Genomic DNA, 22974 nt, shown 5'->3' on the forward strand with positions numbered 1-22974 from the left:
TCACGATGCACGAACCGGCCGTAACCCGTCTGCAGGCCCAGGACCCCGAGATCGCCGGGCTGGTGGAGGCCGAGGCCCGCCGCCAGTACGAGAAGATCCGGCTGATCGCCTCGGAGAACTACGTGTCGCCGGCCGTCCTGGAGGCCACCGGCAGCGTCCTGACCAACAAGTACTCCGAGGGCTACGCGGGCAAGCGGTACTACGAGGGGCAGCAGAACGTCGACCCGATCGAGCTGCTGGCCATCGGCCGGGCGAAGGAGCTGTTCGGCGTCGAGCACGCCAACGTCCAGCCGTACTCGGGGTCGCCCGCGAACCTCGCCGTCTACATGGCGTTCCTGGAGCCCGGCGACCCCGTGATGGGCCTGTCGCTGCCGATGGGCGGCCACCTCACGCACGGCTGGTCGGTATCGGCCACCGGCAAATGGTTCGCCCCGGTCCGGTACGACGTGCGCGCCGACACCGGGCGCGTCGACATGGACCAGGTCCGCGACCTGGCGCTCAAGGAGCGGCCGAAGCTCATCTGGTGCGGCGGCACCGCGATCCCGCGGACGATCGACTTCCCGGCGTTCGCCGAGATCGCCCGTGAGGCCGGCGCGGTGCTGGCCGCCGACATCGCGCACATCGCGGGCCTGATCGCCGGCGGCGCGCACCCGTCCCCGGTCGGCCACGCCGACGTGATCACCACGACCACGCACAAGACGCTGCGCGGGCCGCGCGGCGCGATGATCATGTCGACGGCCGAGCACGCGAAGGCGATCGACAAGGCCGTGTTCCCCGGCCTGCAGGGCGGCCCGCACAACCACACCACCGCCGCGATCGCCGTCGCGCTGCGGGAGGCCGCGCAGCGGGACTTCCCCGGCTACGCGCGGCAGATCGTCGCGAACGCCAAGGCCCTCGCCGCGGCGCTGCTGGAACGCGGCTACGACCTGATCTCCGGCGGCACCGACAACCACCTGATCCTGATCGACCTGACGAGCAAGGGCGTCGCGGGCAAGCCCGCCGCGCAGGCCCTCGACCGCGCCGGGATCGAGCTGAACTACAACGCGGTCCCGTTCGACCCGCGCAAGCCGTTCGACCCGTCCGGGCTGCGGATCGGCACCGCCGCGATCACCACCCGCGGGCTGCGGGAGGCGCAGATGCCGCAGGTCGCGGCCTGGATCGACGAGGTCGTGCAGGCCGCCGCCAAGGACGACGAGACGGTCGCCCTGCGGGTCGCCGGCCAGGTCCGCGAGCTTCTCGCGTCCTACCCGATGCCCGGCTGGACGTCCGCGCCCTAGGCGCCGCGCAGGATCGTGATCATGCGCCAGGCTTCGGGGCCGGTGAGGGCCACGGTGTCCGCTCCGGTCCCGAAGTCGCCGTACTGCGCCACCACCTCCAGGCCGCCGGCCAGGCGGATCGCGGCGTCGAGTTCGGTGGCGGTCCAGAAGCGGTAGGGGACGACGTCGCGCAGGACGCGCACACCCCCCGCAGTGACGCCGCCGTTGCCGGGGGATCGGGGGCGTCCGTCCGCGATTGCTTCGTCGTCGCCGGTGATCGTCATCGTGACGTGGTCGTCGGCGATCTGCGTCACCGGGTCGAGCCGGTCGCCCGGCTCGCCCCAGCGCACGCTGGCGTGGACGCCGCCGCGTTCGACCGTCCAGCCGGTGCTGACGGTCGGTTCGTCGCCCAGCCGGTCCCGGGGATGTGACATCTCCACGATGTACAGGCCGCCGGGGGACAGGTGCGCGGCGACGCAGCGCAGGTGCGCGACGAACGCGTCCAGGGTCATCAGGTGGGACGTGGAGTCGAGCATGGTCGCGATGAGGTCGAACCGGCGGCCCAGATCGAACCGGGTCATGTCGTCCTGGACGACCTCCACCTTCACGTCCGCGCGGGTGGCCTCGCCGGCGGCGTAGGCGCACATCCGCGGGTTCAGGTCGAGGGCGGTCGCGGCCGGGCCGCGGCGGGCGAACTCGCGGGCGTGCTCGGCGGGCCCGGCGGCCAGCTCCAGCACCGTCGCGGGCGCCGTGTCCCGGCCGGGCCCCCGGTGTTCGGCGTACCAGGCGAGCAGCACGTCCACCTCGGCGGACACGTCGCGGAACGAGCACGCCAGCTCGTACGCCCAGGGATCGTCATAGATGCCGGTCACCCGGCCATCCTGCCAGCGTGCCGGGGCCGGCCGGGCGGCCGTCCAGCCGCAGCCGGATCTCCACGACGGCGGGGTCGGCGGTGCGCCGGGTCCGGCCGCCGAGCGAGGTCAGCAGGCGCCTCATCCGCGCGTTCTCGCTCAGCGCCGTCGCCCGCAGTTCCACCACGCCGCGGTCCCGGCCCAGGGCGATGAGCAGGCCCGCGAGGGCGCGGCCGAGGCCCCGGCCCTGCCAGCCGTCCTCGACCAGGAACGCGACTTCGGCGGCGCCCGGGTCGAGGACGTGGATGAGGTGCGCGAGGGCGAGCAGCGACCCGTCCGGCCCCTCGGCGACCAGCGTGAGGCCGTACGCGGGGTCGCAGAACCGCTCGATCGCACGCTGCGGCGGGAACGGCTTCGGGCTGAAGTACCGCATCCGGCGGCTGTCGAGGGAGGAGCGCTCGTGCAGGGCGCGGACGGCGTCCGCGTCGCGCCGCCGGATCGGCCGGACGACGACGCGCGTGCCGTCGCGCAGCACGACGCGGTGGGACGCGGGACGCCGCGGTCCGGCGGGCAGCGCGGCGCGGACCAGCGCGTCCGCCCGGGCCGCCTCGGTCGCGGTGAACGGCAGGCCGAACCTGCGGAGCCGGACGGCGCGCCCCCGTCCCACCGGGACGGTGAGGACGCACGCGTCTGTTTCGTCCCGCCTTGTTTCGCCCCGGCCGGTTTCTCCCCGCCTGGTCTTCCTCTGGCTGGTTTCGTCCCGTCCGGGGGTGGTCCATGACGATTCGTTGGCGCGGAGCAGTTCACCGAGGACCGCGGGCACGGCGTGCGGCTCGGTGCGCAGCCGGGACGCCAGGACGAGGACGCGGGTCGGTTCGTCGACCAGTTCGTGGGGGCGGGCGGGCAGCACGGCGGTGCGGATCCCGCCGGCCGCGCCCAGCGTCTCGGCGAGGTCGCGCGCGTCGGCGCCGCCGTGCGGGACGTCCACGATGAACTCGTCCACAACGCCTTCGGTGTCCATCTGGACGGACAGGCCGAGGATGTTCGCGCCTCGCCGGCCGAGTGCGGCGGTGAGCAGGGCGAGGCGTCCGGGCCTGTCCTCGATCGCGGTGCGGATGCGCAACAGCGGCATTGGAACGTTCCCTTCACGGGGCCGGGTGCCCGTTCGTCTCCGGTGCGGTCGGCGACCAGGTTCGCCGACCGGTGTTACGCGACCGCTACGTCACGGTGTGCCAGGGGTTTCACATACCGGACGGGGACTTGAGCGGCCAGGGCGGACCGCCTACCGTGCGGTGAGTGATCGACCCCGTGACCGGTGAGCCTGTCAACGACCGACCTCCGCGCGGTCCGTCCACGACCCGGCTCCCCCTGCTGCTCCCCGGCTCGCTCAGCGACGAGCAGCGAACCGTCTACGAGGCGCTGACCGGCGGCCCGCGCGCCACCGGCCGCACGCCGCCGTTCGGCATGGCCGACGACTCGGGCCGCCTCCACGGCCCGTTCAACGCGATGCTCTACAGCCCGTCCGTGGGCCTGCCGCTGCAGGACCTCGGGGTCGCCCTGCGCTTCCGCACCGCGTTCACCAAGCGCGAGCGGGAGATCGCGACGCTGGTCGTGGCCGCGCACGTCCGGTCCGACTACGAGTGGTACGCGCACGAGCGGATCGGGCGCCGGGCCGGGCTCGGCGACGACGAGATGGACGCGCTGCGCGAGGGCCGCGCCCCCATGCTCGCCGACGTCCGCGAACGCGTCGTCTACGAGGCGACGCGGCAGCTCGCCGCCGAGAACGACCTAGGCGACGCCGTGTTCACCGAGGCGGTGGCCACGCTGGGGCGCACCGCCGTCGTGGAGCTGGTCACCCTCGTCGGGTACTACAAGGCGCTGGCGCTTCAGCTGCGCGTGTTCCGGGTGGGCGTCCCCGACGGGGAGACCCCGCCCGGGTGGCCCGCCGAGGGGGACGCCGCCGCGGAGGACGGGGATGTCTGAGGTCCTGCGCACGGTCCGGCTCGTCCTGCACCCGGTGGCGATGAGCGACCACGGCGCGTTGCTGACGCACTGGACGGGCCCGATCGTCCGCCGCCACCTGTTCGACGACCGGATGATCTCCGCCGTCCAGGTGGCGGAGATCATCGACGCCAGCGAACGGGACTTCGCCACCGAGGGCTACGGCCTGTGGGTGATGCGCCCGGCCCGCTGGCCCACCGGGATCGACACGGCCGGGATCGACACTGCCGGGATCGACGGGGCCGCGGCGGGTGAGCCGCTGATCGGTGTGGCGGGGCTCAGCCACCACGACGGGCCGCTCGGGCATGGCCTGGACGTGGAGATCCTCTACAGCCTGGAGCCGGACCGGTGGGGCCAGGGCCTGGCGGCCGAGGCGTCCCGCGCGGTGCTCGACTACGCGTTCGGGGTGGTCGGCGTGCACCGGGTCACCGCCGAGATCGACACGGCGAACCCGGCGTCGGCGGACATCGCCCTGCAGCTCGGGATGCGCCGCCGGCCGGACGGTCCGGGCGGCCCCGACGGCGCGGCCTACTATGCGGCGGAGCGCTCCCGCTGGATCGGATCCCGCCGCATCGTCGACGCCGTCCCCTGAGGGCGCCCGCCCTGCGCCGCCGGCATCAGGGCTGGACGAGTCGCTGGACGTCCCCGTACGAGGGTGCGGGCGGCCCGCCGTCCTCGCCCGTGACGCCGAGGGCCGCGGTGACGGTCGCCTGGAGCGCCTTCCGGAACAGCAGCGAGCCGGTGCTCAGGCGGTGCACGCCGAGGCGGGCCATCCGCGAGTACTCGGTCTTGCCCGGCATGAACAGGACGTTCAGCGGGATGTCGGTGACGTCGAGAACGGCCTTGATGTCGGCGTCGTCGACGATTCCCGGGACGAAGATCCCGTCCGCGCCCGCCTCCGCGAAGGCGCGGGCCCGCCGCAGGGTCTCGTCGCGGTCCGGGTCGCCCAGCCAGAACGTGTCGGTGCGGGCGTTCAGGAACACGTGCGGCGCGGCCCGTTTCACCGCGGCGATGACGGTGGCCTGGTGGTCGAGCGGCGTGAGGGTGCCGTCGGACCGCCCGTCCTCCAGGTTGATCCCGGCGATCCCGGACGAGGCCAGCTCGGTGACGAGCCCGGCGACGTCCGCGGCCCGGGTGGAGAAGCCGCCCTCGATGTCGACCGTCACCGGCACGGGCAGGCGGGACAGGACGCGGGCGAGCGCGAGGGTCTCCTCCCGGGTGTCGCCCGCCGCGTCGGTCTTCCCGGCCGCCGCGGCGACGCCGAGGCTGGTCGTCCCGATCGCGGGGAACCCGGCCTCGACCAGGGCCGCGCCGCTCGCGAAGTCCCACGCGTTCGGCAGGACCAGCGGACGGTCACCGTGGTGCAGTTCGCGGAAGCTCACCGGCCGCCCTCCGTCGCGTGCGGGACCGCCTCGACCACGCCGGCGGCCAGTCGGAGCGCGTGGCCGCGGCCGGGGCACGGCCGCCGGCCCGCGCCGAACGTCAGATGGGGAGGTTCCCGCCGGTCGGCATCGAAACGGCCGGGCCTCTCGAACACGCCGGGGTCGCGGTTGGCGGCCCGCACATCCAGCGTCACGGCGGTGCCCCGGGGGATCGCGCGGCCGTTCAGCCGTGCGCCTTCGGCGGCGACGCGGCGCATGACCGGGACGGGCGGGTCGAACCGCAGCGTCTCGGCGACGACCCGGCTGGCGGGCCGGCCGCGCGACTCCGGGCGCCGGGCGTACGGCAGTGCCGCGCGGACGAGCGCGGCGGTCGCCTCGCACGCCTGCACGAGGACGGCAATGCGGCCCGCGATCCGCTCGTCCGGCCCGGGGCCGAGGAGCCGGACGAGTGTCGCGACGGCCGCGTCCGCACCGTCGCGCCCCTCGCCGGTGAGGTACCCGGACGCCGCGAGGGGAACGGCGTGCCCCAGGGTGCCGAGGTCGGTGACGCCGAGCGCCTCGCCGAGCACGAGGACCGGTACCAGCTCGGGGTCGTCGCCGGCCAGGACGCGGTCGCGGGCGCGGAGCCGCAGGCGATCAGGGTCGATGGCGTCCAGTTCGTCCACGACGATGGAGCGGCGCCGTTCATGGTCGGCGCCCTCGCTGAACCGGCACACCGTCTGGCGGAGCCACGCCAGCGAGTGCGGCCGGGCGTCGCCCACGGCGGGCGGGACGGTGAAGCGGGCGTCGCTCAACACGACGATGACGTCGGCGTGGCCGGTGACGACCAGGTCTGTGTTCTCCACGTCCCCGAATCTAGGGACGGTTCGTTTCACCGCCGGTCGAAGTGTCCGCCGCGCCATGCGGGGAGGGGGCGGCGGCCCACCGCCACGTCGAAGGCGGCGCGGGCGAGCAGCCGTGTCGAGTCGAGCGTCGGCAGCGGCGAGTCGGCGGGCGTCACCAGCAGCGGGATCTCGGTGCACACGAGCGCGACGGCGTCGCAGCCGCGTTCGGCAAGCCGCTCGATGATCCGGACGTACCGCCGGCGCGAGTCGTCGGTGAAGACCCCGTTGACCAGTTCCTCGAAGATGATGCCGTTGACGGTCTCCCGGTCGCCGGCGTCCGGAACCTCGGCGGCGATGCCGCGCGCCTCCAGTTCGCGGGGGTAGACGTGGCCGTCCATGGTGTAGCGGGTGCCGAGGACGCCGACGCGCGTCCTGCCGTCGCGGGCCGCCTGGTCGGCGACGACCTGCGCGATGTGCAGGCCGGGCACCGCCAGGTCGTCGCCGGGCCGTTCGAGGGCCAGGTGCGCGGTGTTGTCCGGGCAGACGAAGAAGCCGGCGCCCGCCGCCGCGAGCCGCCGGACGCTCTCGGCCAGCGTCGCCCGGATCGAGTCGTGGTCTCCGGCGTCCCAGGCGGGCATGCTCCGCGCCAGCGCGATGAGGTCGAGCGTCACGTCGGGATGGTCGTCGGGGCCCAGCTCCCGGAAACCCTCCTGGCAGAAGGTCCGGAAGCACAGTGCCGCGCCTTCCGCGCTGTGGGCCAGGATGCCGAGATGCTCCACGTTCCGCTCCTGTTCGATAGTGCGCGCAGCCCGTTCTGAGCGCTCGACCAGCCTGCCACGCCCCGCGGTCATCCCCGCCGGACACCCCGCTGGAGCACGTCTAGGCGAGCAGGGACGTCAGGGGGGCCAGGTCCTTCATCGCGGCCAGGTCGCGGGTGAGGTCGGCGATCCGGTCGGCCTGGGTTTCGGGAACGCGGCGGACGGCGTTCAGGCAGAACTTCGCCGCCAGTTCGCCGGACGACAGCGGGTTGCCCGGCCCGCCCCGGTTGGCGTCCACCCGTTCCTCCAGCAGCGTGCCGCCGCGGGTGAGGACGCGCAGGACGGCCGGGAACTGGTGCGGGAAGATCTCGTCGCAGCGGGCGTCCGGGACGCAGCGCACCTTCGCCGCCAGGGCCAGCCGGCCGGCGTCGGCGGCGGCCGCGTCGGTGAAGTCCTCGTGGAACACGCCGAGGCCGCCGCCCCCGAGGAGCGCCGCGGCGACCGTGTAGGGTCCGGAGAACGCCGCGTGGTACCCCGACCTGGGACGGATCTTGTCCTCGCGGGGTTCGCCGATCGTGCGCAGGACGGGCGTCGGCGCGCCCAGTTCGATCGACTCGATGTCGGCGGGGTCCAGCCCGCGGGCGCGCAACCGTAGGGCGGCGTCGATCCCGGCGTGGGTGAAGTGGTTGCACGGGTACGGCTTGAAGAAGACGCCGGGCAGTTCCCAGTGCTCGCCCAGCCCGGCGGTGAGGGCGTCCAGGTCGACCCGGTCGCCGCAGAACGCCTGGAGGAGGCCGAAGCGGCCTTCGAGGACGGTGGGCGGGCCGGTGATGCCGGTCCGGGCGAGGCCGGCGGCGGTGACGGCGGCGTGCGCGGCCCAGCCGCAGTGGATCCGCTTGACGGTGCCGCCGGTGCGGTTCGCCTCCAGGATGCCCGAGCCCATGCTGGCGGCGATGCCCATCGCGTCCGCGATGCCGGCGGCGTCCAGGCCGGACAGCATGGCGGCGGACGCGGCGGCGCCGACCGCACCGCAGATGGCGGTGGCGTGCTGCCCGCGTTCGAAGAACACCGAGTTGCCGAGGGCGCGGTCGTAGCCCGCCATGCCGAGCCGGACGGTGATCTCGATGCCGACCCCGACCGCGTCCAGGAGCGGGGCGCCGCCGGCGCCGCGGGCCTCGGCCACCGCGAGGGCGGCGGGCACCACCGAGGCCGACGGGTGCAGGACGGACGGCAGGTGCGTGTCGTCGAAGTCGAGGGAGTGCGCGAGGGTGCCGTTCAGCAGGGCGGCGCTCGGCTCGGGGAGCCGGACGCCGGTGCCGATCGCGGTGGCGCGGCCCGCGCCGCCCCATTCGGTGACGAGGTCTCCCACGGCGCGCGCCGGCGGCTCCGCCGTGGCGGCCAGGCTGTTGCCCAGGACGTCCAGGACCCGGCGGGCGGCGTCGGCGCGCAGGTCGGCGGGCAGCCCGCGCCGCACGGTGCCGGACGCCAGCGCGGCGAGACGCCGGACGGGGGTCGCGCCGTCGCCGGTCACGCCGACACCGCCGCGAGGGGACGGACGGGGGAGCCGGTGCCGCCCTTGATCCGCAGCGGGGCCAGCACGAACACGAACTCGTGCAGGCCCGCGCCGGCGAGCGCCTCCAGGTCGAGGTGCTCCAGGATGTAGATGCCCGACTCGACCAGCAGGATCCGGTGGACGGGCAGCACGGCGTGTCCCGCGCCCGCCGGGATCTGCTCGTAGGCGGTCGTGTCGGCGCCGGTCGCGGCGATTCCCCGGTCGGCGAGCCAGCGCGCCGCGTCCGGGGTGGCGCCGGGGACGCCGGTCTCCTTGCCGAGGTAGGCGGCGGTGTCGCCGAAGTTGCGGGACCAGCCGGTGCGGATCAGCGCGACATCGCCCCGGCCGGGTTCGGTGCCCGCGCGCTTCGCCGCGAGGTCGAGGTCTCCGGCGGTAACGCCGTGGCCGGGCGGCAGCGTCCCCACGCCGTGGACCGCCGCCACGTCCAGCAGGACGCCGCGGCACAGCAGGCCGGGCAGGTTCTCGGCGCCGTGCGCGGTGAAGGCCCCTCCGCGCTGCGCGTCGGCGGCGGAGACCCCGCCGTGGAGTTCGCCGTCGTGGCTGACGTGGGAGAGCGCGTCGATGTGCGTGCCGACGTGCCCGCCGGTCACGATGATCTCGTTGGCGGCGGAGCCGCCGTCGGGGCGCTCCATGTCGCCGTGCCGCCGGATCAGCGTCATCCGGAACCCGGGGTGGTTGGGGGAGCAGGGCATGCCGGTGAAGAACGGCTGCCCCAGCTCGATCAGCCGGACCCCGCCGGCGACGGCCGCGAGCAGCGGGTCGTGGGCGTTCATGTGTGGCCTTCCTTGACGGGCCGGACGGCGTCGGCGGCGGCGAGCAGCCAGGTGGCGCGCTCGACGACCGCCTTGTCCACGAACCGGCCGGCGGAGTCGATCCACGCGGCGCCGTTCCCCGCCGCGCCGCCGCGTTCGGTCACCTGGCTCATCAGGTCGCGGGCCCACGCGACGTCCCCCGGGTCCGGGGCGCACGCCTCGTGGACGACGGGGATCTGCGCGGGATGGATCACCGACCGGCCGAAGAACCCGGCCCGCCGCCCCGCGAGGGTGTCGGCGCGCAGCCCGTCCAGGTCGCGGACGGCCGTCCACACGCTCTGCGGCGGCGACGGCAGCCCGGCGGCGCGGGCGGCGACGACCACCCGGGACCGCGGCCACGCCAGCGCCTCTCCGCCGCCGACGCGCAGGTCGGCGGCCAGGTCGGCCTCGCCGAGGGAGATCCCGGCGACGAGCGGGTGCGCGGTGGCGAGGGCCAGGGCGTTCTCCACGCCGAGCGCCGACTCCAGCACCGGGAACACCGGGACGCCGAGCGTTCCGGCGACGCGGCACAGCTCGCCGGGGTCCTCGCTCTTGGGGACGCGGACACCGGCGAGGGCGCCCGGCGCGGCGGCGAGGCCGGCGAGGTCGGCGGCGCCGTCGGGGGTGGCGGGCGCGTTGATCCGGACGTGCGCGGCGTGCCCCGCGGCCAGGGCGTCCAGGACGGCCCGCCGGGCGGCCGGCTTGCGGGCCGGGGCGACGGCGTCCTCCAGGTCGAGGACCACCGTGTCCGCGTCCGATGCGAGGGCCTTGCCGATGCGGTCCGGACGGTCTCCGGGGACGTAGAGCCAGGTCCGGGGGAGCGGGTCTCGCGGCGTCACCCGATCACCCCTTTGGCGCGCAGTTCGTCCAGCTTTTCCTCGCCTACCCCGTACCGGGCGAGGATCTCGGCGGTGTGCGCGCCGAGCGGCGGCCCGGCCGACTCGATCCGCCCCGGCGTCCGCGACAGCCGGAACAGGACGTTCTGCATCTTCACCGGGCCGAGTTCGCCGTCCGGGACGGTCGCGATGGTGCCGAGCGCCTCGAACTGCGGGTCGGCCATGACGTCGGCGGCGTCGTAGATCGGAGCGACGGCGGCCTGCGCGTCCTCGAACGCCGCGACGACGTCGTCGCGGTCGCGTGCGGCGATCCAGGAGCCGACGGCCTCGTCCAGCACGTCGGCGTGCCGGGCGCGGTCGGCGCCGGTCGCGAACCACGGCTCGTCGATCAGCTCGGGCCGCCCGACCAGCCGCATCACCCGCTCGGCGATCGACTGGGCGCTGGTGGAGACCGCGACCCAGCCGCCGTCGCGGGTCCGGTAGGTGTTGCGGGGCGCGTTGTTGTGCGACCGGTTGCCGGTGCGGGCCTGCAGCTCGCCGAGCTGGTCGTAGGTGATGATCTGCGGTCCGAGCACGGTGAGGATCGGCTCGATGATGGCGAGGTCGATCACCTGGCCCTCGCCGGTGGCCTCCCGTGCCCGCAGCGCCGTCATGATCGCGAACGCGGTGGTCAGCGCGGCGATCCCGTCGGCGAGCCCGAACGGCGGCAGGGTCGGCGGGCCGTCGGGCTCGCCGGTGATCGCGGCGAACCCGCTCATCGCCTCGGCGAGCGTCCCGAAGCCGGGACGCCCGGCGTAGGGGCCGGTCTGCCCGAACCCGGTGACGCGCGCCACGACCAGCCCCGGGTTGGCCTTCTGCAGCTCGTCCGGTCCGAGCCCCCAGCGCTCCAGCGTGCCCGGACGGAAGTTCTCGATCACCACGTCGGCGTCGGCGGCGAGCCGGCGGAACAGCTCCTGCCCCTCGGGGGAGCCGAGGTACAGGGTGACGGCCTTCTTGCCGCGTCCGAGCATCTTCCACCAGAGCCCGGCGCCGTCGCGCTGCGCGCCGTGGCCGCGCACCGGGTCGCCCTTCGGATGCTCGATCTTGATGACCTCGGCCCCGAAGTCGGCGAGCAGCGTCGCGGCGAGCGGCCCGGCGAACAGGGTGGCCGCGTCGAGGACGCGGACTCCGGACAGGGCGTCGGTCATGGGGCGGTACCGCCTTCCGCATCGTCGTTCCGCTTAGAGAAACAGTATGGGTCATGGAATCCGATCTGCGGAAGCGCCCCAGCGCTATCGGATCGGTGCCTGTGGCCATGTTGCGTCAAGTCCGGCCTCGATATTGACCGGTCACCGGTCGGAATGCCACCCTGACGCAACGGTGATCCGTTGTTCCTGCCAGCGGAACATGCATCGGGGAGCTGTGGCAGGTGGGCGCCCGACCACCCGGTACCGTGCCTGACCACCCGAGAAGGAGACACGATGGCGACGACCGAGCTGCTGCTGAAGAACGTGCGGGTGGTCCGTCCCGACGCACCCGACGGCACCGGGCCGCAGTCCCTCGACATCGCCGTCGCCGGCGGCACCATCACCCGCGTCGCCCCCGGCCTCCCCGAGGACGACGCCGCCACCGTGATCGACGGCGGCGGACGGCTCGCGTTCCCCGGCGTCGTCGACGCCCACCAGCACTGGGGCATCTACAACGACCTCGCCGCCGACACCCGCACCGAGAGCCGTGCCTGCGCGCAGGGCGGCGTCACCACGTCCCTGACCTACATGCGGACCGGCCAGTACTACCTGAACAAGGGCGGCCCCTACCGCGAGTTCTTCCCCGAGGTCCTGAGCGCCGCGCAGGGCAACGCCTACGTCGACTACGCGTTCCACCTCGCGCCGATGGCGGCCGGGCACATCGACGAGATCCCGTACCTGGTCGAGGAGCACGGCGTCACCTCGTTCAAGGTCTTCATGTTCTACGGGAGCCACGGCCTGCACGGACGCTCGTCCAGCCAGAGCGACTTCCTCATGACGCCGCCCGGCGAACGCTACGACCTCGCGCACTTCGAGTTCGTCATGCGCGGCGTCCAGCGGACCCGTGAGCGCCTCTCCGACCACGCGCCGTACATCTCGCTGTCGCTGCACTGCGAGACCGCCGAGATCATGACCGCCTACACCAGGATGGCCGAGCAGGACCCGTCGCTCACCGGCCTGCGCGCCTACAGCGCGTCCCGCCCGCCGCACTCGGAGGGCCTCGCCGTCACCATCGCGTCCTACCTCGCGCACGAGACCGGCCTGCCCAACATCAACCTGCTGCACCTGTCGTCGGAGAAGGCGCTGTCGGCCGCGCTCACCATGGCGGGCGCGTTCCCCCACATCGACTTCCGCCGCGAGGTCACCATCGGGCACCTCCTCGCCGACGTCGACACCGCCCACGGCCTCGGCGGCAAGGTCAACCCGCCGCTGCGCGACCGCGCCGACGTCGAGGCGCTCTGGCGGCACGTCCTCGCCGGGGACGTCGACTGGGTCGTCAGCGACCATGCCTGCTGCCGCGACGAGATGAAGTTCGGCGCCGACCGCGACGACGTCTTCCTCGCCAAGTCCGGCTTCGGCGGCGCCGAATACCTGCTGCCCGGACTCGTCGGCGAGGGCCTCAAACGCGGCCTGCCGCTCCAGCGCGTCGCGCGGTTGACGTCCTGGAACCCGGCCCGGCGCTACGGGCTCCTCAACAAGGGCGCCATCGCCGAGGGCTACGACGCCGACATCGCCCTGGTCGACCCCGACGTCTCCTGGACGGTCCGCGCCGCCGACTCCGAATCCACGCAGGAGTACACGCCGTTCGAGGGCTTCGCCATGACGGCCAGGGTGACCGACACCTTCGTCCGCGGCCACCGCGTCTGCGCCGGCGGAGAGATCGCCGGCGACCCGGTCGGCCGCTACCTGCGCCGCGGCCGCTGAACCCTAGGATCGTGCCCGTGACCGACCAGACCGCCACCGCACCGCCGGGAGCGGCCGCCCCCGGGGGGACCGAGGTCGCCGGGCGGGTCGCGGACGTGCTGCTGCTGTTCGCCGGCGGGCCCGAGCACCTCGGCGTCAGCGCCATCAGCCGCGAACTCGGCATCTCCAAGGCCGTCGTGTACCGGATCCTGCAGTCGCTGGTGTCCCGCGAGGTGCTGGAGGCCGGCGCGGCGGGCTACCGGCTCGGCCCCGCCGCCGTCGCGCTCGGTGTCAGCGCGCTGCGCGGGTTCAACGTCCGCGACGCCGCCGCGCCCGTCCTGCGCGGGCTGCGGGACGCGACGGCCGAGACGACCACGCTGTCCGGCCTCGTCGGGGACGAGCGGGTCTACCTCGACCAGTTCGAGAGCCCCCGCGAGGTCAAGATGACGGTCGAGGTCGGCCGCCGGTTCCCCCTGCACGCGGGCTCGTCCGGCCGCGTGATCCTCGCGTTCCTCCCCGAGGACCGCCGCGAAGCCCTCCTGTCCCGCCCGCTCGCCGCCCTCACCGACCGGACGCCCGGCGACGCCGCCGCCCTCCGCGCCCGCCTCACCGAGACGGCCCGCGACGGCGTCGCCGTCTCGTTCGGCGAACGGCAGGCCGACGCCGGCTCGGTCGCCGCGCCCCTGTTCGGCCCGGACGGCGAGGTCCACGGCTCCATCAGCGTCTGCGGACCCCGCCACCGCTTCACCCCCGAGGCCGTCGACCGCTACCGGACCCTCGTCCGCGACGCCGCCGAGGAGATCACCCGCACCTGGACGACCCGCCGCTAGACGGTGCGGAAATGCGTCATCAGGCGGCCCTCGTCGTCCAGGACGTGGAACGCCAGCCCCGGGGGAGCGCCGTAGTCGGCGATGTCGCCCCCTTGCCCCGGCAGGTTGAGCGTGGAGACGACCCCGGGTGCGACGAGCAGCGGCCGCCCCGCGAAGGTCGTGGCCGCCGCCGTGTGCGCGTGCCCGCACAGGACGGCGACGACGTGCGGGTGCCGTTCGACGACCTCGGCCAGCCGTCCTTCGCCGAACTGCCGTATCGCGTCCACGTACGGGATGCCCAGCGTCACCGGCGGGTGGTGGAAGCAAACGAACGCGGGGGTGCCGGGCTCCGCGGCGAGGGCCCGGTCGAGCCAGTCGATGGTCGCGTCGTCGAGGAACCCGTGATCCTCGCCGGGGACCGTGGAGTCGCACATCACGAACATCCCGCCCGCCACCATGTGGACCCTGTTGACCGGCCCGTCTTCAGGGGGCTCGTCAAGGAGAACCTCCCGGTGCCACGCTGCCGTCGACCCGCGCGCTCGCCCTCGAACTGGGCTTCTCCCGCGGGACCGTGAGCGCCGCCTACGGCTGGGGCAGTTCGTCCTCGCCGACCTGATCGGCGGCCACGCCTACGACCGGCACGTCCGGGCGTCGCGGCTCCGCTACCGCCGCCGCCGGGACCTCCTGGTCGAGACGCTCCGCGAGCGGGTGCCGCACGTCCGCGTGCGGGGAGTCGCGGCCGGCCTGCACGCCCTCGTCCTCCTCCCGGACGACGGCCCGGGGGAGGACGAGATCGTGCACCGCGCGGAAGCTCTCGGCCTCGCCCTCATGCCGCTCCGCGACCACTGGCAGAACCCCGCCGGACGCCCGCAGGGCCTCATCGCCGGCTACAGCACCCCGCAGGGCTCCGCCTACCCTGCCGCGCTGGACGCCCTCTGCACCGCCCTGGCTTGACCGTCACGTTCAGCTCGGGCGTTCCAGGGCGACCCTCGGGAAGCGCTTCGCCACGGGACCGGGAAGCCACCAGGCGTATCTGCCGAGCAGCTGCATGACCGCCGGGACGATCAGGCAGCGGATCACCACGGCGTCCAGGAGGACGGCGACCGCGAGGCCCAGGCCGAACTGCTGCAGCATCCGGCCGGGACTGAGGATGAACGCCGCGAACACCACGATCATGATGGCGGCGGCCGCGGTGATGACCTTGCCGGTGGCGGCCAGGCCCTCGCGGACGGCGTGCGCGGGGTCCCCGGTGCGTTCCCACTCCTCGTGGATGCGGGAGACGAGGAACACCTCGTAGTCCATGGAGAGCCCGAACACGATCGCGAAGATCATCACGGGGATGAACGCCTCGATCGGGCCGGGCTGCGCGCCGAACCGGCCGTCCTGGAACACCAGGGTGATGGCGCCCAGCGCGGCGGCGATGGACAGCAGGTTGAGCAGCGCGGCCTTGACCGGGATCAGCACCGACCGGAACACCACCATGAGCAGGACGGCGGACAGTCCGACGACCACGGCGACGAACAGCGGCATCCGTTCCGACACCGAGTCGGCGAAGTCCTGCGTGGCGGCCGTGGGGCCGCCGACCAGGTAGTCCGTGCCGGTCCTCTGGGAGAGGGCCGGGAGGACGTCGTCGCGGAGCGTGTGGACGAGTCCGGCGGTGGCCTCGTCCTGCGGCGCGGTGTCCGGGAACGCGATGACGGTGGACACCGCACCGTCCTTCGACGGCAGCGGCGGGGTCGTCGCGGCGATCCCCTCGGTCTGCTCCAGCGTCGGCCGCAGCTGCGCGGCCGGGCCTTCGGCGACGATGACCAGCGGGCCGTTGAAGCCGGGGCCGAACCCCTCCGCCAGCAGGTCGTACGCCTGCCGGGTGGTGGTGGACGGAGCGTCGTTGCCCGCGTCCGCGAAGCCGAGCCGCATGTCGAGGGCGGGCGCCGACAGGGCGAGCAGGGCCGCGACGGCGACGAGCAGCGCGGGGACGGGACGGCGCTGCACGGCCGTGGCCAGCCGCCGCCAGCCGTCGTCCCGGGAGCGGCCCGCGCGCTTGCGGACCTGCCGCTGGATGCGGCCGCCGAACACGGCGAGGAGCGCGGGCAGCAGCGTCAGCGACGCCGCCATGGTCACCAGCACGGTCAGCGCCACGGCCAGCGCGACGCCCTGGAGCGAGCCCAGGCCGAGGACGATCAGCCCCAGCAGCGCGATGATGACGGTGCAGCCGGCGAAGAAGACCGTCCGGCCGGCCGCGTCCAGCGCCGTGCGGGCGGCCGCCGCCGGGTCCGCGCCGCCGCGGAGTTCGTGCCGGTAGCGGTAGAAGATCAGCAGGGCGTAGTCCACGCCGACGCCCAGCCCGATCAGCATCATGATCGGCGGGGTGAAGTCGGCGACGGTGAAGACGTGCGAGGCCAGCGCGATGAGCCCGACCGCGCCGCCGACCGCGAACAGGGCGGTGACCAGCGGGACCGCGGCGGCCACGATGGAGCCGAACAGCAGGATCAGGATGACCAGCGCGGCCAGCATCCCCGCGCCCTCGGCGCCTCCGCCGCCTTCCTCCTGCGCTCCCCGGACGGCGTCCCCGCCCAGTTCGACCTGGAGGCCGTCCCCGCCGGCGGACTTCGCGGTCTCGATGATCTCGGTGACGTGCGCGGACGGCACGTCCTCGGCCGAGCCGCCGAGGGTGACGGCGGCGTACCCGATCGTGCCGTCCTCGGAGATCGAGCCGGTGCCCGGAGGCTGGACGTCGGCGACGCTCGGCAGCCCGCGCACCTCGTTCAGCATCCCGTCGATGGCGGTGCGGTCGCCGCTCAATCCCCGGGCGTCCTTGAAGACGATCTGGACGGTGGCGCCCGCCTGGAGCGAGCCGTGCTCCTCCAGCAGGTCGGCGGCGGCCTGGGAATCGGTGCCGGGCAGCGAGAAGTCGTTGTGGTAGGTCGCGCCGGCGGCCTGCGAGCCGACCGTGATCGCCGCGACGGCCAGCACCCACAGCAGGAGCGCGGTCCATCGGTGGCGCTGCGACCAGGCGGCCAGGCGGCCGAACGTGCCCGTCCGCGCGTTCGGGGACCCCGCGTTCGGGGACTCTGTGGTCGAGGACATGGCGGTCAACCTCCCTGACGTCCGCCGAGGCGGACGCCGATGGCGGCGCCGAGCACGGCGCACAGGATCGGGACGCCGATGAAGACGGCCAGCAGAGCGCCGGTGCCGTCCACGTCGAGCGTGCGGTCGAGAGCGAAATGGAAGAAGGCGGCGACCGACTCGGTGAGGAAGAACCCCGCGGCCCCGCCGGCGAGGAGGCCGACGAAAGCGCCGGTGGCCCTATTGGATGGTGCGCTCATACAGGCCAGCCTCCGGGCACGGCATGCCGCGCGGCATCGGCCTCCGGCTGGCACTCGTCCTACCCCGCGAGTTGCGGGGCGGCGGCCCGCCTACCCCGGCGGTTGCGGCCCGCCGGTCATCCAGCCCGGGTTGACCATCCCGGACTCGTAGGCCAGGACGACCAGTTGCGAGCGGTCCCGCACGTCCAGCTTCGACATGATGCGGCTGACGTGGGTCTTGGCCGTGGCGGGGCTGAGGACGAGGCGGGCGGCGATCTCGTCGTTGCTGAGCCCGGCGGCCACGAGCAGCATGACCTCGCGTTCCCGGTCGGTGAGGGCCTTCAGCCGGGGGCCGGGGACGGGCGCCTTGACCCGCCCGGCGAACTCGGCGATGAGGCGGCGCGTGACCGACGGGGTGATCAGCGCGTCCCCGCGCGCCGCGACCCGCACGGCGCGGATCAGCTCCTCCGGGTCGGTGTCCTTGAGGAGGAAGCCGGCGGCGCCGGCCCGCAGCGCACCGTACACGTACTCGTCGAGGTCGAAGGTGGTCAGGATGACGACCTTGACGCCGTCGAGACGACGGTCGGAGGTGATGCGCCGGGCGGCCTCCAGCCCGTCCATGCCGGGCATCCGGATGTCCATCAGCGCCACGTCCGGACGCAGCGCGCGGCAGGCGGCGAGGGCCTCCTCGCCGTTCGCGGCCTCCCCGGCCACGGTGATGTCGTCCTCGTCGTCGAGGATGGAGCCGAATCCGGCGCGCACCAGCCGCTGGTCGTCGGCCAGCAGAACCTTGATCATGAGGCTCCGTTCCCATGGGGCAGGCAGGCCCGGACGAGGAAACCGCCGTCCGGCCCGGGGCCCGCGGTCAGCTCGCCGCCCAGCGCGCGGGCGCGTTCCCGCATCCCGCGGACGCCGCCGCCCATGGCGTCCGCGGCCCCGCCCCGGCCGTCGTCGGCGACATCGATGAGAACCGCCCGCGGCCCGCGCTCGATGCGCACGGTGGCCACCGAGGCGGAGGCGTGCCGGACCACGTTGGTCAGCGATTCCTGCACGATGCGGTACGCGGCCAGGTCCACACCCGCCGACAGCGGCGCGTCCCCGCCCGTGGAGCGGACATGGACCGTGAGTCCCGCCGCCCGCGCCGACTCGACCAGCTCACCGAGCCTGTCGAGACCCGCAGCGGGCGCCGTCGGCGCCTCCTCATCGGCCTGTCGCAGGACGCCGAGCGTCGCGCGCAGATCGCGCAGCGCGTCCCGGCTCGACTCTTTGATCGCGGCGAGGGCGGCCTCCGCCTGCGCCGGGTCCCGCTGGAACCGGTGCAGCGCCGTCCCGGCCTGGACGTTGATGAGCGAGATGTGGTGCCCCGCCACATCGTGCAGGTCGCGGGCGATGCGCAGCCGCTCCTCACCGGCGGCGCGCTGCTCGGCCTCGCGCAGGTAGATCTGGCGGCTGTGCCGGACCCAGCCCAGCGCCACCATCGCCACGACCCACCCGGTCAGCATGAACACCGCGACCCCGTTGACGTCCTCGGCGCCCGCGAGCGTCCCCGCCCCCGTCGCGATGACGATCAGGGCGGCGACGGCGACGGCCGCCTGGATCCGTCCCTGGGCCGCGATCATGTAGAGCGCGACGATGGGCGCGATCATCAGCGGCCCGTCGTACGCGCTGATGACGTAGTGGGCGCTCGTGGCCGCCACCGCGACCGCCGCGACCGCCACCGGACGACGGCGGCCGAAGTACAGGGCACCGCAGGCGGCGATGATCAGAACCCAGGACAGGGCGGTGACCGACCAGGGCTCTTCGCGGGTGCCGATCAGCGACCGCAGGCTGCCGGCGGCCACCAGCAGCAGGACGCCACCGGCCAGGATCCCGTCCGCCGCCCGGCCGCGCAATCCGGACCAACCACCCATGCGACCAGCCTAGACGTCGGCCCGGCCGGGGCATTCCCCCTCACGGCCCGGCCGTGCGGACCCTCCCCGCAACTTCTGGGGTACCGCGACGCGCCCGAGCCGCAACCACGGGTGTAGGCGGATCAGCGCTGCACCCGTGCGGGGAACTCGGCCCACACGGTCGTGCGCGGGCCGTCGGGCCGGTGTCCCCAGCGGGACGCGAGCGCGTCGACGATCTGCAGGCCGCGCCCGCTCTCCCCGTCCTGCGCGTCCCGCAGAACCGGCCGCTCCCCACCCGCCCCGTCGTCACTGACCTCGGCCCGCAGAACACCGTCACCCGCCCACAACGCGATGTGGATCTCCCCGCCCCGCCCGGACGCGGTGTGCCTGATCCCGTTCCCCGCGAACTCGGCCACAACGAGCGCCATGTCGTCGAGCAGTTCGTCGTCCGGCGGCACGAGTCCCGGGACGAGCGTGTCCCGCAGGAACAGCCGGGCATGCCGGACGGAACGCTCCACGCCGGGAAGCGTGAGCACGGCGAGAAGCTCCAGCTCTCCCACCTTGGCGGATGTCATCGTGATTCCTCCTCCGAATGTCACCCGCCAAGGCTGATCGCCCTCCGTCACCGCATCAACACCATTGGAGGAGGTGAGAAGTATTCGATGATCACTCCATCGACCCCGTGATAGGCGTAAGAACGAATATCTCTAACTTTCACGGGATCGAACCGATCACGTACACAGCGTGACATTCTCGCGGTATGAGATACGAAGACCGGCAGACGTATCGCCGCCGAAAGATCGGCGACGCCCTGAAGAAGTTCCGTGAGGATCTCGGGCTCACCCAGGGCGCCGCCGGCCGCCTCCTCGACCGCTCACAGGCGTCGCTCAGCGCCTACGAGAACGGCCATCGCGCCATCCGCCCCCGCGACCTCAAGTACATCCTGGATATGTACGACATCACGGACGAACTCGTCCGCAAGCGCCTGCTCTCCCTGGCCAAGCAGGGGCGCCAGAACGGCTGGTGGCACGACTTCAACGAGCGCCTGGAACCCGGCGTCGTCGACTTCGCCGCTCTTGAGGCCGACGCTTCGCGCGCTCGGATCTACGAGCCGCTGCTGGTGCACGGTCTCCTGCAATCGGAGGAGTATGCGCGAGCCGTGATCGCAGGTTCGGGAAGTGAGCTCCGCAGCCCGCGTGATATCGAGACCGAAGTCAGCTTTCGGCTGCGTCGCCAACGGCTCCACGAACAAGACCCACCGAACATATCGGCCATAATCGGGGAAACCGCGCTGCGCCAAATGATGGGCGGCTCCGCGGTCATGCGGCAACAGCTGACCAAGCTGCTGACGATGGCAGATTTAGCGCACATCGCGCTTCAGATCCTTCCGTTCTCGGCAGGGGCCCATCCTGGCGGCGAGGGTGCCTTCACGATCCTGGGGATCGGGCCAGACGAGCTGTTCGAGGTCGTGGCGATCGACAGCCTAACCCGCAGCTGGTACGTGGACGAGCCGTCGGACGTCGACCACTACAACGAAGCGTTCGACCAGCTTCGAAAGATCGCACTGTCCGAAACGGATTCTCGGATGCTCATCGAACGGATATTGTCCGATCTATGAGTGAACAGGGTCTTTCAAGCTTTGTATGGCGCACGAGTAGCTACAGCTCTGGGCAAGGCACCCAGTGTGTCGAGGTGGCGCAGTTGCGGAGGGCGGTCGCCGCACGTGACTCCAAGGATCCGGCGGGGCCGGTGCTGGGGTTCTCGCAGGGGGAGTGGCGTGTGTTCTTGGACGAGGTGAAGAGCGGTGCGTTCGACCTCGCGTGAAGGGAGAGGGTGAAGGCTGTGGCGTGTCGGATCAGTGAGCTCGTGCTCGACTGCCGTGATGCGGAGAGGCTCGCGGAGTTCTGGTGCGAGGTGCTGGGGTTCGTCGTGCTGGACCGGGAGGACGACGGGATCGAGATCGGTCCCCCGGAAGGGGGCGGAGGGCTCCAGCCGACGCTCGTTCTCAGTCCCAGCGAGGACGCCAGGCCGGGCAAGCTGCCGCTGCACATCGACGTCAACCCCACGGATCGCGACCAGGACGCCGAACTTGAGCGGCTGCTGGCCGCCGGGGCGCGGCACGCCGACGTCGGGCAGACGGGGGAGGAGAGCTGGGTCGTCCTCGCCGACCCGGAGGGCAACGAGTTCTGCCTGCTCCGCAAGCGCCTCTCCTGAGGTCCGTCAGGTCAGGAACGTGGCGCCGTAGATGATGAGGGCCGTGCCGATGGCGAGCATGACGGGGACCACTGCGACGATCTTGAAGGTGAGGACGCCGGGGCGGTCCGCGCTGCCCGCGGGGTCTGCCGGGTCGTACACGATGGGGATCCGGGTTCCGACCTTCGGGCCGCGCGGGCTGGACAGCGAACTGGTCGCCTGAACCACCTGGCCGTCCTCGGTCCTGAACTCGAAGACTCCCGACCGCTGCATGGTTCCGGGACTCGCGGTGACCGGTGAGCGGTGCCCGACGACGATCGCGACCGTGCGTACTCCGCGCCGATGCCGACGGGACCAGGCGAGTACCTCCACCCAGCCGCCCCACAGCAGGCCCGAGCCGAGGGCGATCAGGGCGGCCGCTTTGACGAAGTCCACCGCACTCAAGGTAGTGCGGCCCGGTTTGCGTGGCCACCCCGGCGGCGCGGAGGCCGCCGGGGTGGACGCGCTATTCGGCGGGGGCGTGGCGGGTGAGGACGAGGCTGGAGTTCGGGAGGGCGCGGGACTCCAGGAGTCGCAGCCGGACCGGGGCGGGGCCCTTGAACACCTGCGTGCCGCTGCCCAGGAAGGCAGGGCCGATCATGAGGTGCAGTTCGTCGACCAGGCCGGCGGCGAGGAGGTCGTTCCACAGCGTGTGACTGCCGAACATGAGGATCTCCTTGCCGGGGCTCTCCCTGGTAGCAGGCGAACGCGGGCTGCCCGTTGGCCCGGATCGGCACGAGGCGCCAGGGCGTGGCGAAGACCCGTTCGGTGAGGAAGCGGACGACGCTGTCGCGGCCGTCGAACCAGGCGGGCAGCGGCGGCATGGTGAAGCGGGCGTCCTCGGCGAGGAGGGTGACGAGTGTGTCGACGTCGGCGCGCTCCCACGCGGTGACGAAGGCGTCGATCAGCTCGCGTTGCCCGTCCGCGCCGAGCGCCGACAGTTCGGTCCGCTGCGTGGTGGGCGGTACCCGTTCCTGGACGGCCTTGCGGGCGCGTTGCAGGGCGCTGTTGACGGCGGCCGGTGTGAGGTCGAGGAACCCGGCGACCTCGGCGGCGGAGAACTCCAGCACTCCCGGAGGATGAGCACCGCCCGCTGGGTGGCCGGCAGGTGCTGCAACGCGGCGACGAAGGCCAGTTCCACGCCCTCGCGGCGGGCGAACGCGCCGGCCGGGCCGGGATCGTCGGCGGGGACGTCCGGCCACGGTTCCAGCCACACCGGGCCGGTGACCGGCTCGCCGAGGTCGTCGGTGCCGCTGCGCGGCGGACCGTGGTCGGGGGACAGGACGCGCCGCGGGCGTTTCGAGCTCAACCTCAAGCACGCGTTGGTGCTGATCCGGTGCAGCCAGGTTCGCAGCGAACTGCGTCCCTCGAAACCGCCCAGGCCGCGCCAGGCGGCGAGCATCGTCTCCTGCAGGGCGTCCTCCGCGTCGTGCAGGGAGCCGAGCATGCGGTAGCAGTGCGCCTTCAGCTCACTCCGGTACGGGGCGGCGAGCCTGTCGAACGCCGCCGGGTCCCCGGCGCGGGCCTGCGTCAGAAGTTCGGCCTCGTCCACTCGGGC

At 73.3% G+C, this 22974-nt stretch carries 26 protein-coding genes and 2 pseudogenes; 9 read left to right on the top strand and 19 right to left on the bottom strand.

What is annotated here, in order from left to right; translation table 11 throughout:
* Positions 1-5: 5 nt before the first annotated feature.
* Positions 6-1277, top strand: a complete 1272-nt coding sequence (gene glyA / locus ACGFIS_RS27095) for a serine hydroxymethyltransferase (protein ID WP_392905001.1) — start codon at positions 6-8, stop codon at positions 1275-1277.
* On the opposite strand, the gene ACGFIS_RS27100 is transcribed toward glyA, so the two are convergent.
* Together ACGFIS_RS27100 and ACGFIS_RS27105 are read right to left on the bottom strand one after the other, a co-directional pair.
* Positions 1274-2128 carry a class I SAM-dependent methyltransferase gene (locus ACGFIS_RS27100; protein ID WP_392973016.1) on the bottom strand — a complete coding sequence of 285 codons (855 nt, stop codon included), beginning with the start codon at positions 2126-2128 and terminating at the stop codon, positions 1274-1276. The genes glyA and ACGFIS_RS27100 overlap by 4 nt on opposite strands.
* Positions 2112-3239, bottom strand: coding sequence for a GNAT family N-acetyltransferase (locus tag ACGFIS_RS27105; RefSeq protein WP_392904996.1), 1128 nt, complete (start codon positions 3237-3239; stop codon positions 2112-2114). The genes ACGFIS_RS27100 and ACGFIS_RS27105 overlap by 17 nt, the downstream gene beginning before the upstream one ends.
* A gap of 164 nt (positions 3240-3403) precedes the next feature.
* On the opposite strand from ACGFIS_RS27105, the gene ACGFIS_RS27110 reads away from it, so the two are divergent.
* Together ACGFIS_RS27110 and ACGFIS_RS27115 are read left to right on the top strand one after the other, a co-directional pair.
* A complete protein-coding gene (locus ACGFIS_RS27110) occupies positions 3404-4090 on the top strand; it encodes a carboxymuconolactone decarboxylase family protein (protein ID WP_392904995.1) in 687 nt (228 codons plus the stop codon).
* Complete coding sequence (locus tag ACGFIS_RS27115; protein WP_392904993.1) at positions 4083-4700, top strand: GNAT family N-acetyltransferase; 618 nt, start codon at positions 4083-4085, stop codon at positions 4698-4700. The genes ACGFIS_RS27110 and ACGFIS_RS27115 overlap by 8 nt, the downstream gene beginning before the upstream one ends.
* Before the next feature lie 25 nt (positions 4701-4725).
* Here ACGFIS_RS27115 and ACGFIS_RS27120 read toward each other — a convergent pair whose 3' ends face one another.
* The 7 genes from ACGFIS_RS27120 to ACGFIS_RS27150 all read right to left on the bottom strand — a co-directional run bounded on the left by ACGFIS_RS27120 (position 4726) and on the right by ACGFIS_RS27150 (position 11459).
* A complete protein-coding gene (locus ACGFIS_RS27120) occupies positions 4726-5490 on the bottom strand; it encodes an isocitrate lyase/phosphoenolpyruvate mutase family protein (protein ID WP_392904990.1) in 765 nt (254 codons plus the stop codon).
* On the bottom strand, positions 5487-6335 hold the full coding sequence (locus ACGFIS_RS27125; RefSeq protein ID WP_392904988.1) for a cytochrome P450: 849 nt from the start codon (positions 6333-6335) through the stop codon (positions 5487-5489). Before ACGFIS_RS27125 ends, ACGFIS_RS27120 begins: the two co-directional genes overlap by 4 nt.
* A gap of 26 nt (positions 6336-6361) precedes the next feature.
* A complete protein-coding gene (locus tag ACGFIS_RS27130) occupies positions 6362-7093 on the bottom strand; it encodes an aspartate/glutamate racemase family protein (RefSeq protein ID WP_392904986.1) in 732 nt (243 codons plus the stop codon).
* Between the two features lie 100 nt (positions 7094-7193).
* Positions 7194-8603: an MmgE/PrpD family protein gene (locus ACGFIS_RS27135; protein WP_392973018.1), complete on the bottom strand. Its 1410-nt coding sequence runs from the start codon at positions 8601-8603 to the stop codon at positions 7194-7196.
* Positions 8600-9418 carry a cyclase family protein gene (locus tag ACGFIS_RS27140; RefSeq protein ID WP_392904982.1) on the bottom strand — a complete coding sequence of 273 codons (819 nt, stop codon included), beginning with the start codon at positions 9416-9418 and terminating at the stop codon, positions 8600-8602. The genes ACGFIS_RS27135 and ACGFIS_RS27140 overlap by 4 nt, the downstream gene beginning before the upstream one ends.
* A complete protein-coding gene (locus ACGFIS_RS27145) occupies positions 9415-10275 on the bottom strand; it encodes an HpcH/HpaI aldolase/citrate lyase family protein (RefSeq protein WP_392973020.1) in 861 nt (286 codons plus the stop codon). Before ACGFIS_RS27145 ends, ACGFIS_RS27140 begins: the two co-directional genes overlap by 4 nt.
* Complete coding sequence (locus ACGFIS_RS27150) at positions 10272-11459, bottom strand: CaiB/BaiF CoA transferase family protein (protein ID WP_392904978.1); 1188 nt, start codon at positions 11457-11459, stop codon at positions 10272-10274. Before ACGFIS_RS27150 ends, ACGFIS_RS27145 begins: the two co-directional genes overlap by 4 nt.
* A gap of 273 nt (positions 11460-11732) precedes the next feature.
* On the opposite strand from ACGFIS_RS27150, the gene ACGFIS_RS27155 reads away from it, so the two are divergent.
* Complete coding sequence (locus ACGFIS_RS27155; RefSeq protein WP_392904976.1) at positions 11733-13202, top strand: dihydroorotase family protein; 1470 nt, start codon at positions 11733-11735, stop codon at positions 13200-13202.
* Between the two features lie 17 nt (positions 13203-13219).
* Positions 13220-14011 (top strand): IclR family transcriptional regulator, encoded by a 792-nt coding sequence (locus tag ACGFIS_RS27160; RefSeq protein WP_392904974.1) that lies wholly within the window; start codon positions 13220-13222, stop codon positions 14009-14011.
* Here the strand turns inward: ACGFIS_RS27160 and ACGFIS_RS27165 are convergent.
* A complete protein-coding gene (locus ACGFIS_RS27165) occupies positions 14008-14424 on the bottom strand; it encodes a hypothetical protein (protein ID WP_392904972.1) in 417 nt (138 codons plus the stop codon). The two genes, ACGFIS_RS27160 and ACGFIS_RS27165, sit on opposite strands and share 4 nt — an antisense overlap.
* Between ACGFIS_RS27165 and ACGFIS_RS27170 the strand changes: the two genes are divergently transcribed.
* Positions 14411-14944 carry a hypothetical protein gene (locus ACGFIS_RS27170; protein ID WP_392904970.1) on the top strand — a complete coding sequence of 178 codons (534 nt, stop codon included), beginning with the start codon at positions 14411-14413 and terminating at the stop codon, positions 14942-14944. The genes ACGFIS_RS27165 and ACGFIS_RS27170 overlap by 14 nt on opposite strands.
* A 9-nt stretch (positions 14945-14953) precedes the next feature.
* Here ACGFIS_RS27170 and ACGFIS_RS27175 read toward each other — a convergent pair whose 3' ends face one another.
* From ACGFIS_RS27175 to ACGFIS_RS27195, 5 genes are all read right to left on the bottom strand, one after another.
* Complete coding sequence (locus tag ACGFIS_RS27175; RefSeq protein ID WP_392973022.1) at positions 14954-17077, bottom strand: MMPL family transporter; 2124 nt, start codon at positions 17075-17077, stop codon at positions 14954-14956.
* A gap of 5 nt (positions 17078-17082) precedes the next feature.
* On the bottom strand, positions 17083-17316 hold the full coding sequence (locus ACGFIS_RS27180; RefSeq protein WP_392904964.1) for a hypothetical protein: 234 nt from the start codon (positions 17314-17316) through the stop codon (positions 17083-17085).
* Positions 17317-17406: 90 nt separating this feature from the next.
* Positions 17407-18093, bottom strand: a complete 687-nt coding sequence (locus ACGFIS_RS27185) for a response regulator (protein ID WP_392904962.1) — start codon at positions 18091-18093, stop codon at positions 17407-17409.
* On the bottom strand, positions 18090-19205 hold the full coding sequence (locus ACGFIS_RS27190) for a sensor histidine kinase (RefSeq protein WP_392973024.1): 1116 nt from the start codon (positions 19203-19205) through the stop codon (positions 18090-18092). Before ACGFIS_RS27190 ends, ACGFIS_RS27185 begins: the two co-directional genes overlap by 4 nt.
* A 122-nt stretch (positions 19206-19327) precedes the next feature.
* The gene (locus ACGFIS_RS27195; protein ID WP_392973026.1) at positions 19328-19759 is read right to left on the bottom strand and encodes an ATP-binding protein; all 432 of its coding nucleotides are present in this window, start codon (positions 19757-19759) and stop codon (positions 19328-19330) included.
* A gap of 185 nt (positions 19760-19944) precedes the next feature.
* Here ACGFIS_RS27195 and ACGFIS_RS27200 point away from each other — a divergent pair, with 185 nt between their 5' ends.
* The 3 genes from ACGFIS_RS27200 to ACGFIS_RS27210 are packed head-to-tail and all read left to right on the top strand — an operon-like array spanning position 19945 to position 21398.
* Positions 19945-20802: a helix-turn-helix domain-containing protein gene (locus ACGFIS_RS27200; protein WP_392904956.1), complete on the top strand. Its 858-nt coding sequence runs from the start codon at positions 19945-19947 to the stop codon at positions 20800-20802.
* Positions 20799-21008, top strand: coding sequence for a DUF397 domain-containing protein (locus ACGFIS_RS27205; RefSeq protein ID WP_392904954.1), 210 nt, complete (start codon positions 20799-20801; stop codon positions 21006-21008). Before ACGFIS_RS27200 ends, ACGFIS_RS27205 begins: the two co-directional genes overlap by 4 nt.
* An 18-nt stretch (positions 21009-21026) precedes the next feature.
* Positions 21027-21398 carry a VOC family protein gene (locus tag ACGFIS_RS27210; protein WP_392973028.1) on the top strand — a complete coding sequence of 124 codons (372 nt, stop codon included), beginning with the start codon at positions 21027-21029 and terminating at the stop codon, positions 21396-21398.
* A 6-nt stretch (positions 21399-21404) separates the two neighbouring features.
* Here the strand turns inward: ACGFIS_RS27210 and ACGFIS_RS27215 are convergent, their stop codons facing one another.
* The 4 genes and pseudogenes from ACGFIS_RS27215 to ACGFIS_RS27230 form a co-directional block, all read right to left on the bottom strand.
* Positions 21405-21812 (bottom strand): DUF3592 domain-containing protein, encoded by a 408-nt coding sequence (locus ACGFIS_RS27215; protein ID WP_392904949.1) that lies wholly within the window; start codon positions 21810-21812, stop codon positions 21405-21407.
* Between the two features lie 70 nt (positions 21813-21882).
* Positions 21883-22092 (bottom strand): annotated as a pseudogene (locus ACGFIS_RS27220) (dihydrofolate reductase family protein); the annotation flags it as partial.
* 25 nt (positions 22093-22117) lie between these two features.
* Positions 22118-22417: pseudogene (locus ACGFIS_RS27225) on the bottom strand (nuclear transport factor 2 family protein); the annotation flags it as partial.
* Complete coding sequence (locus ACGFIS_RS27230; RefSeq protein WP_392904947.1) at positions 22321-22968, bottom strand: sigma-70 family RNA polymerase sigma factor; 648 nt, start codon at positions 22966-22968, stop codon at positions 22321-22323. The pseudogene ACGFIS_RS27225 and the gene ACGFIS_RS27230, both read right to left, overlap by 97 nt.
* Positions 22969-22974 lie beyond the last annotated feature (6 nt).

Origin of the sequence: Spirillospora sp. NPDC048824 (assembly GCF_043198455.1) — a bacterium.
GTDB lineage: Bacteria > Actinomycetota > Actinomycetes > Streptosporangiales > Streptosporangiaceae > Spirillospora.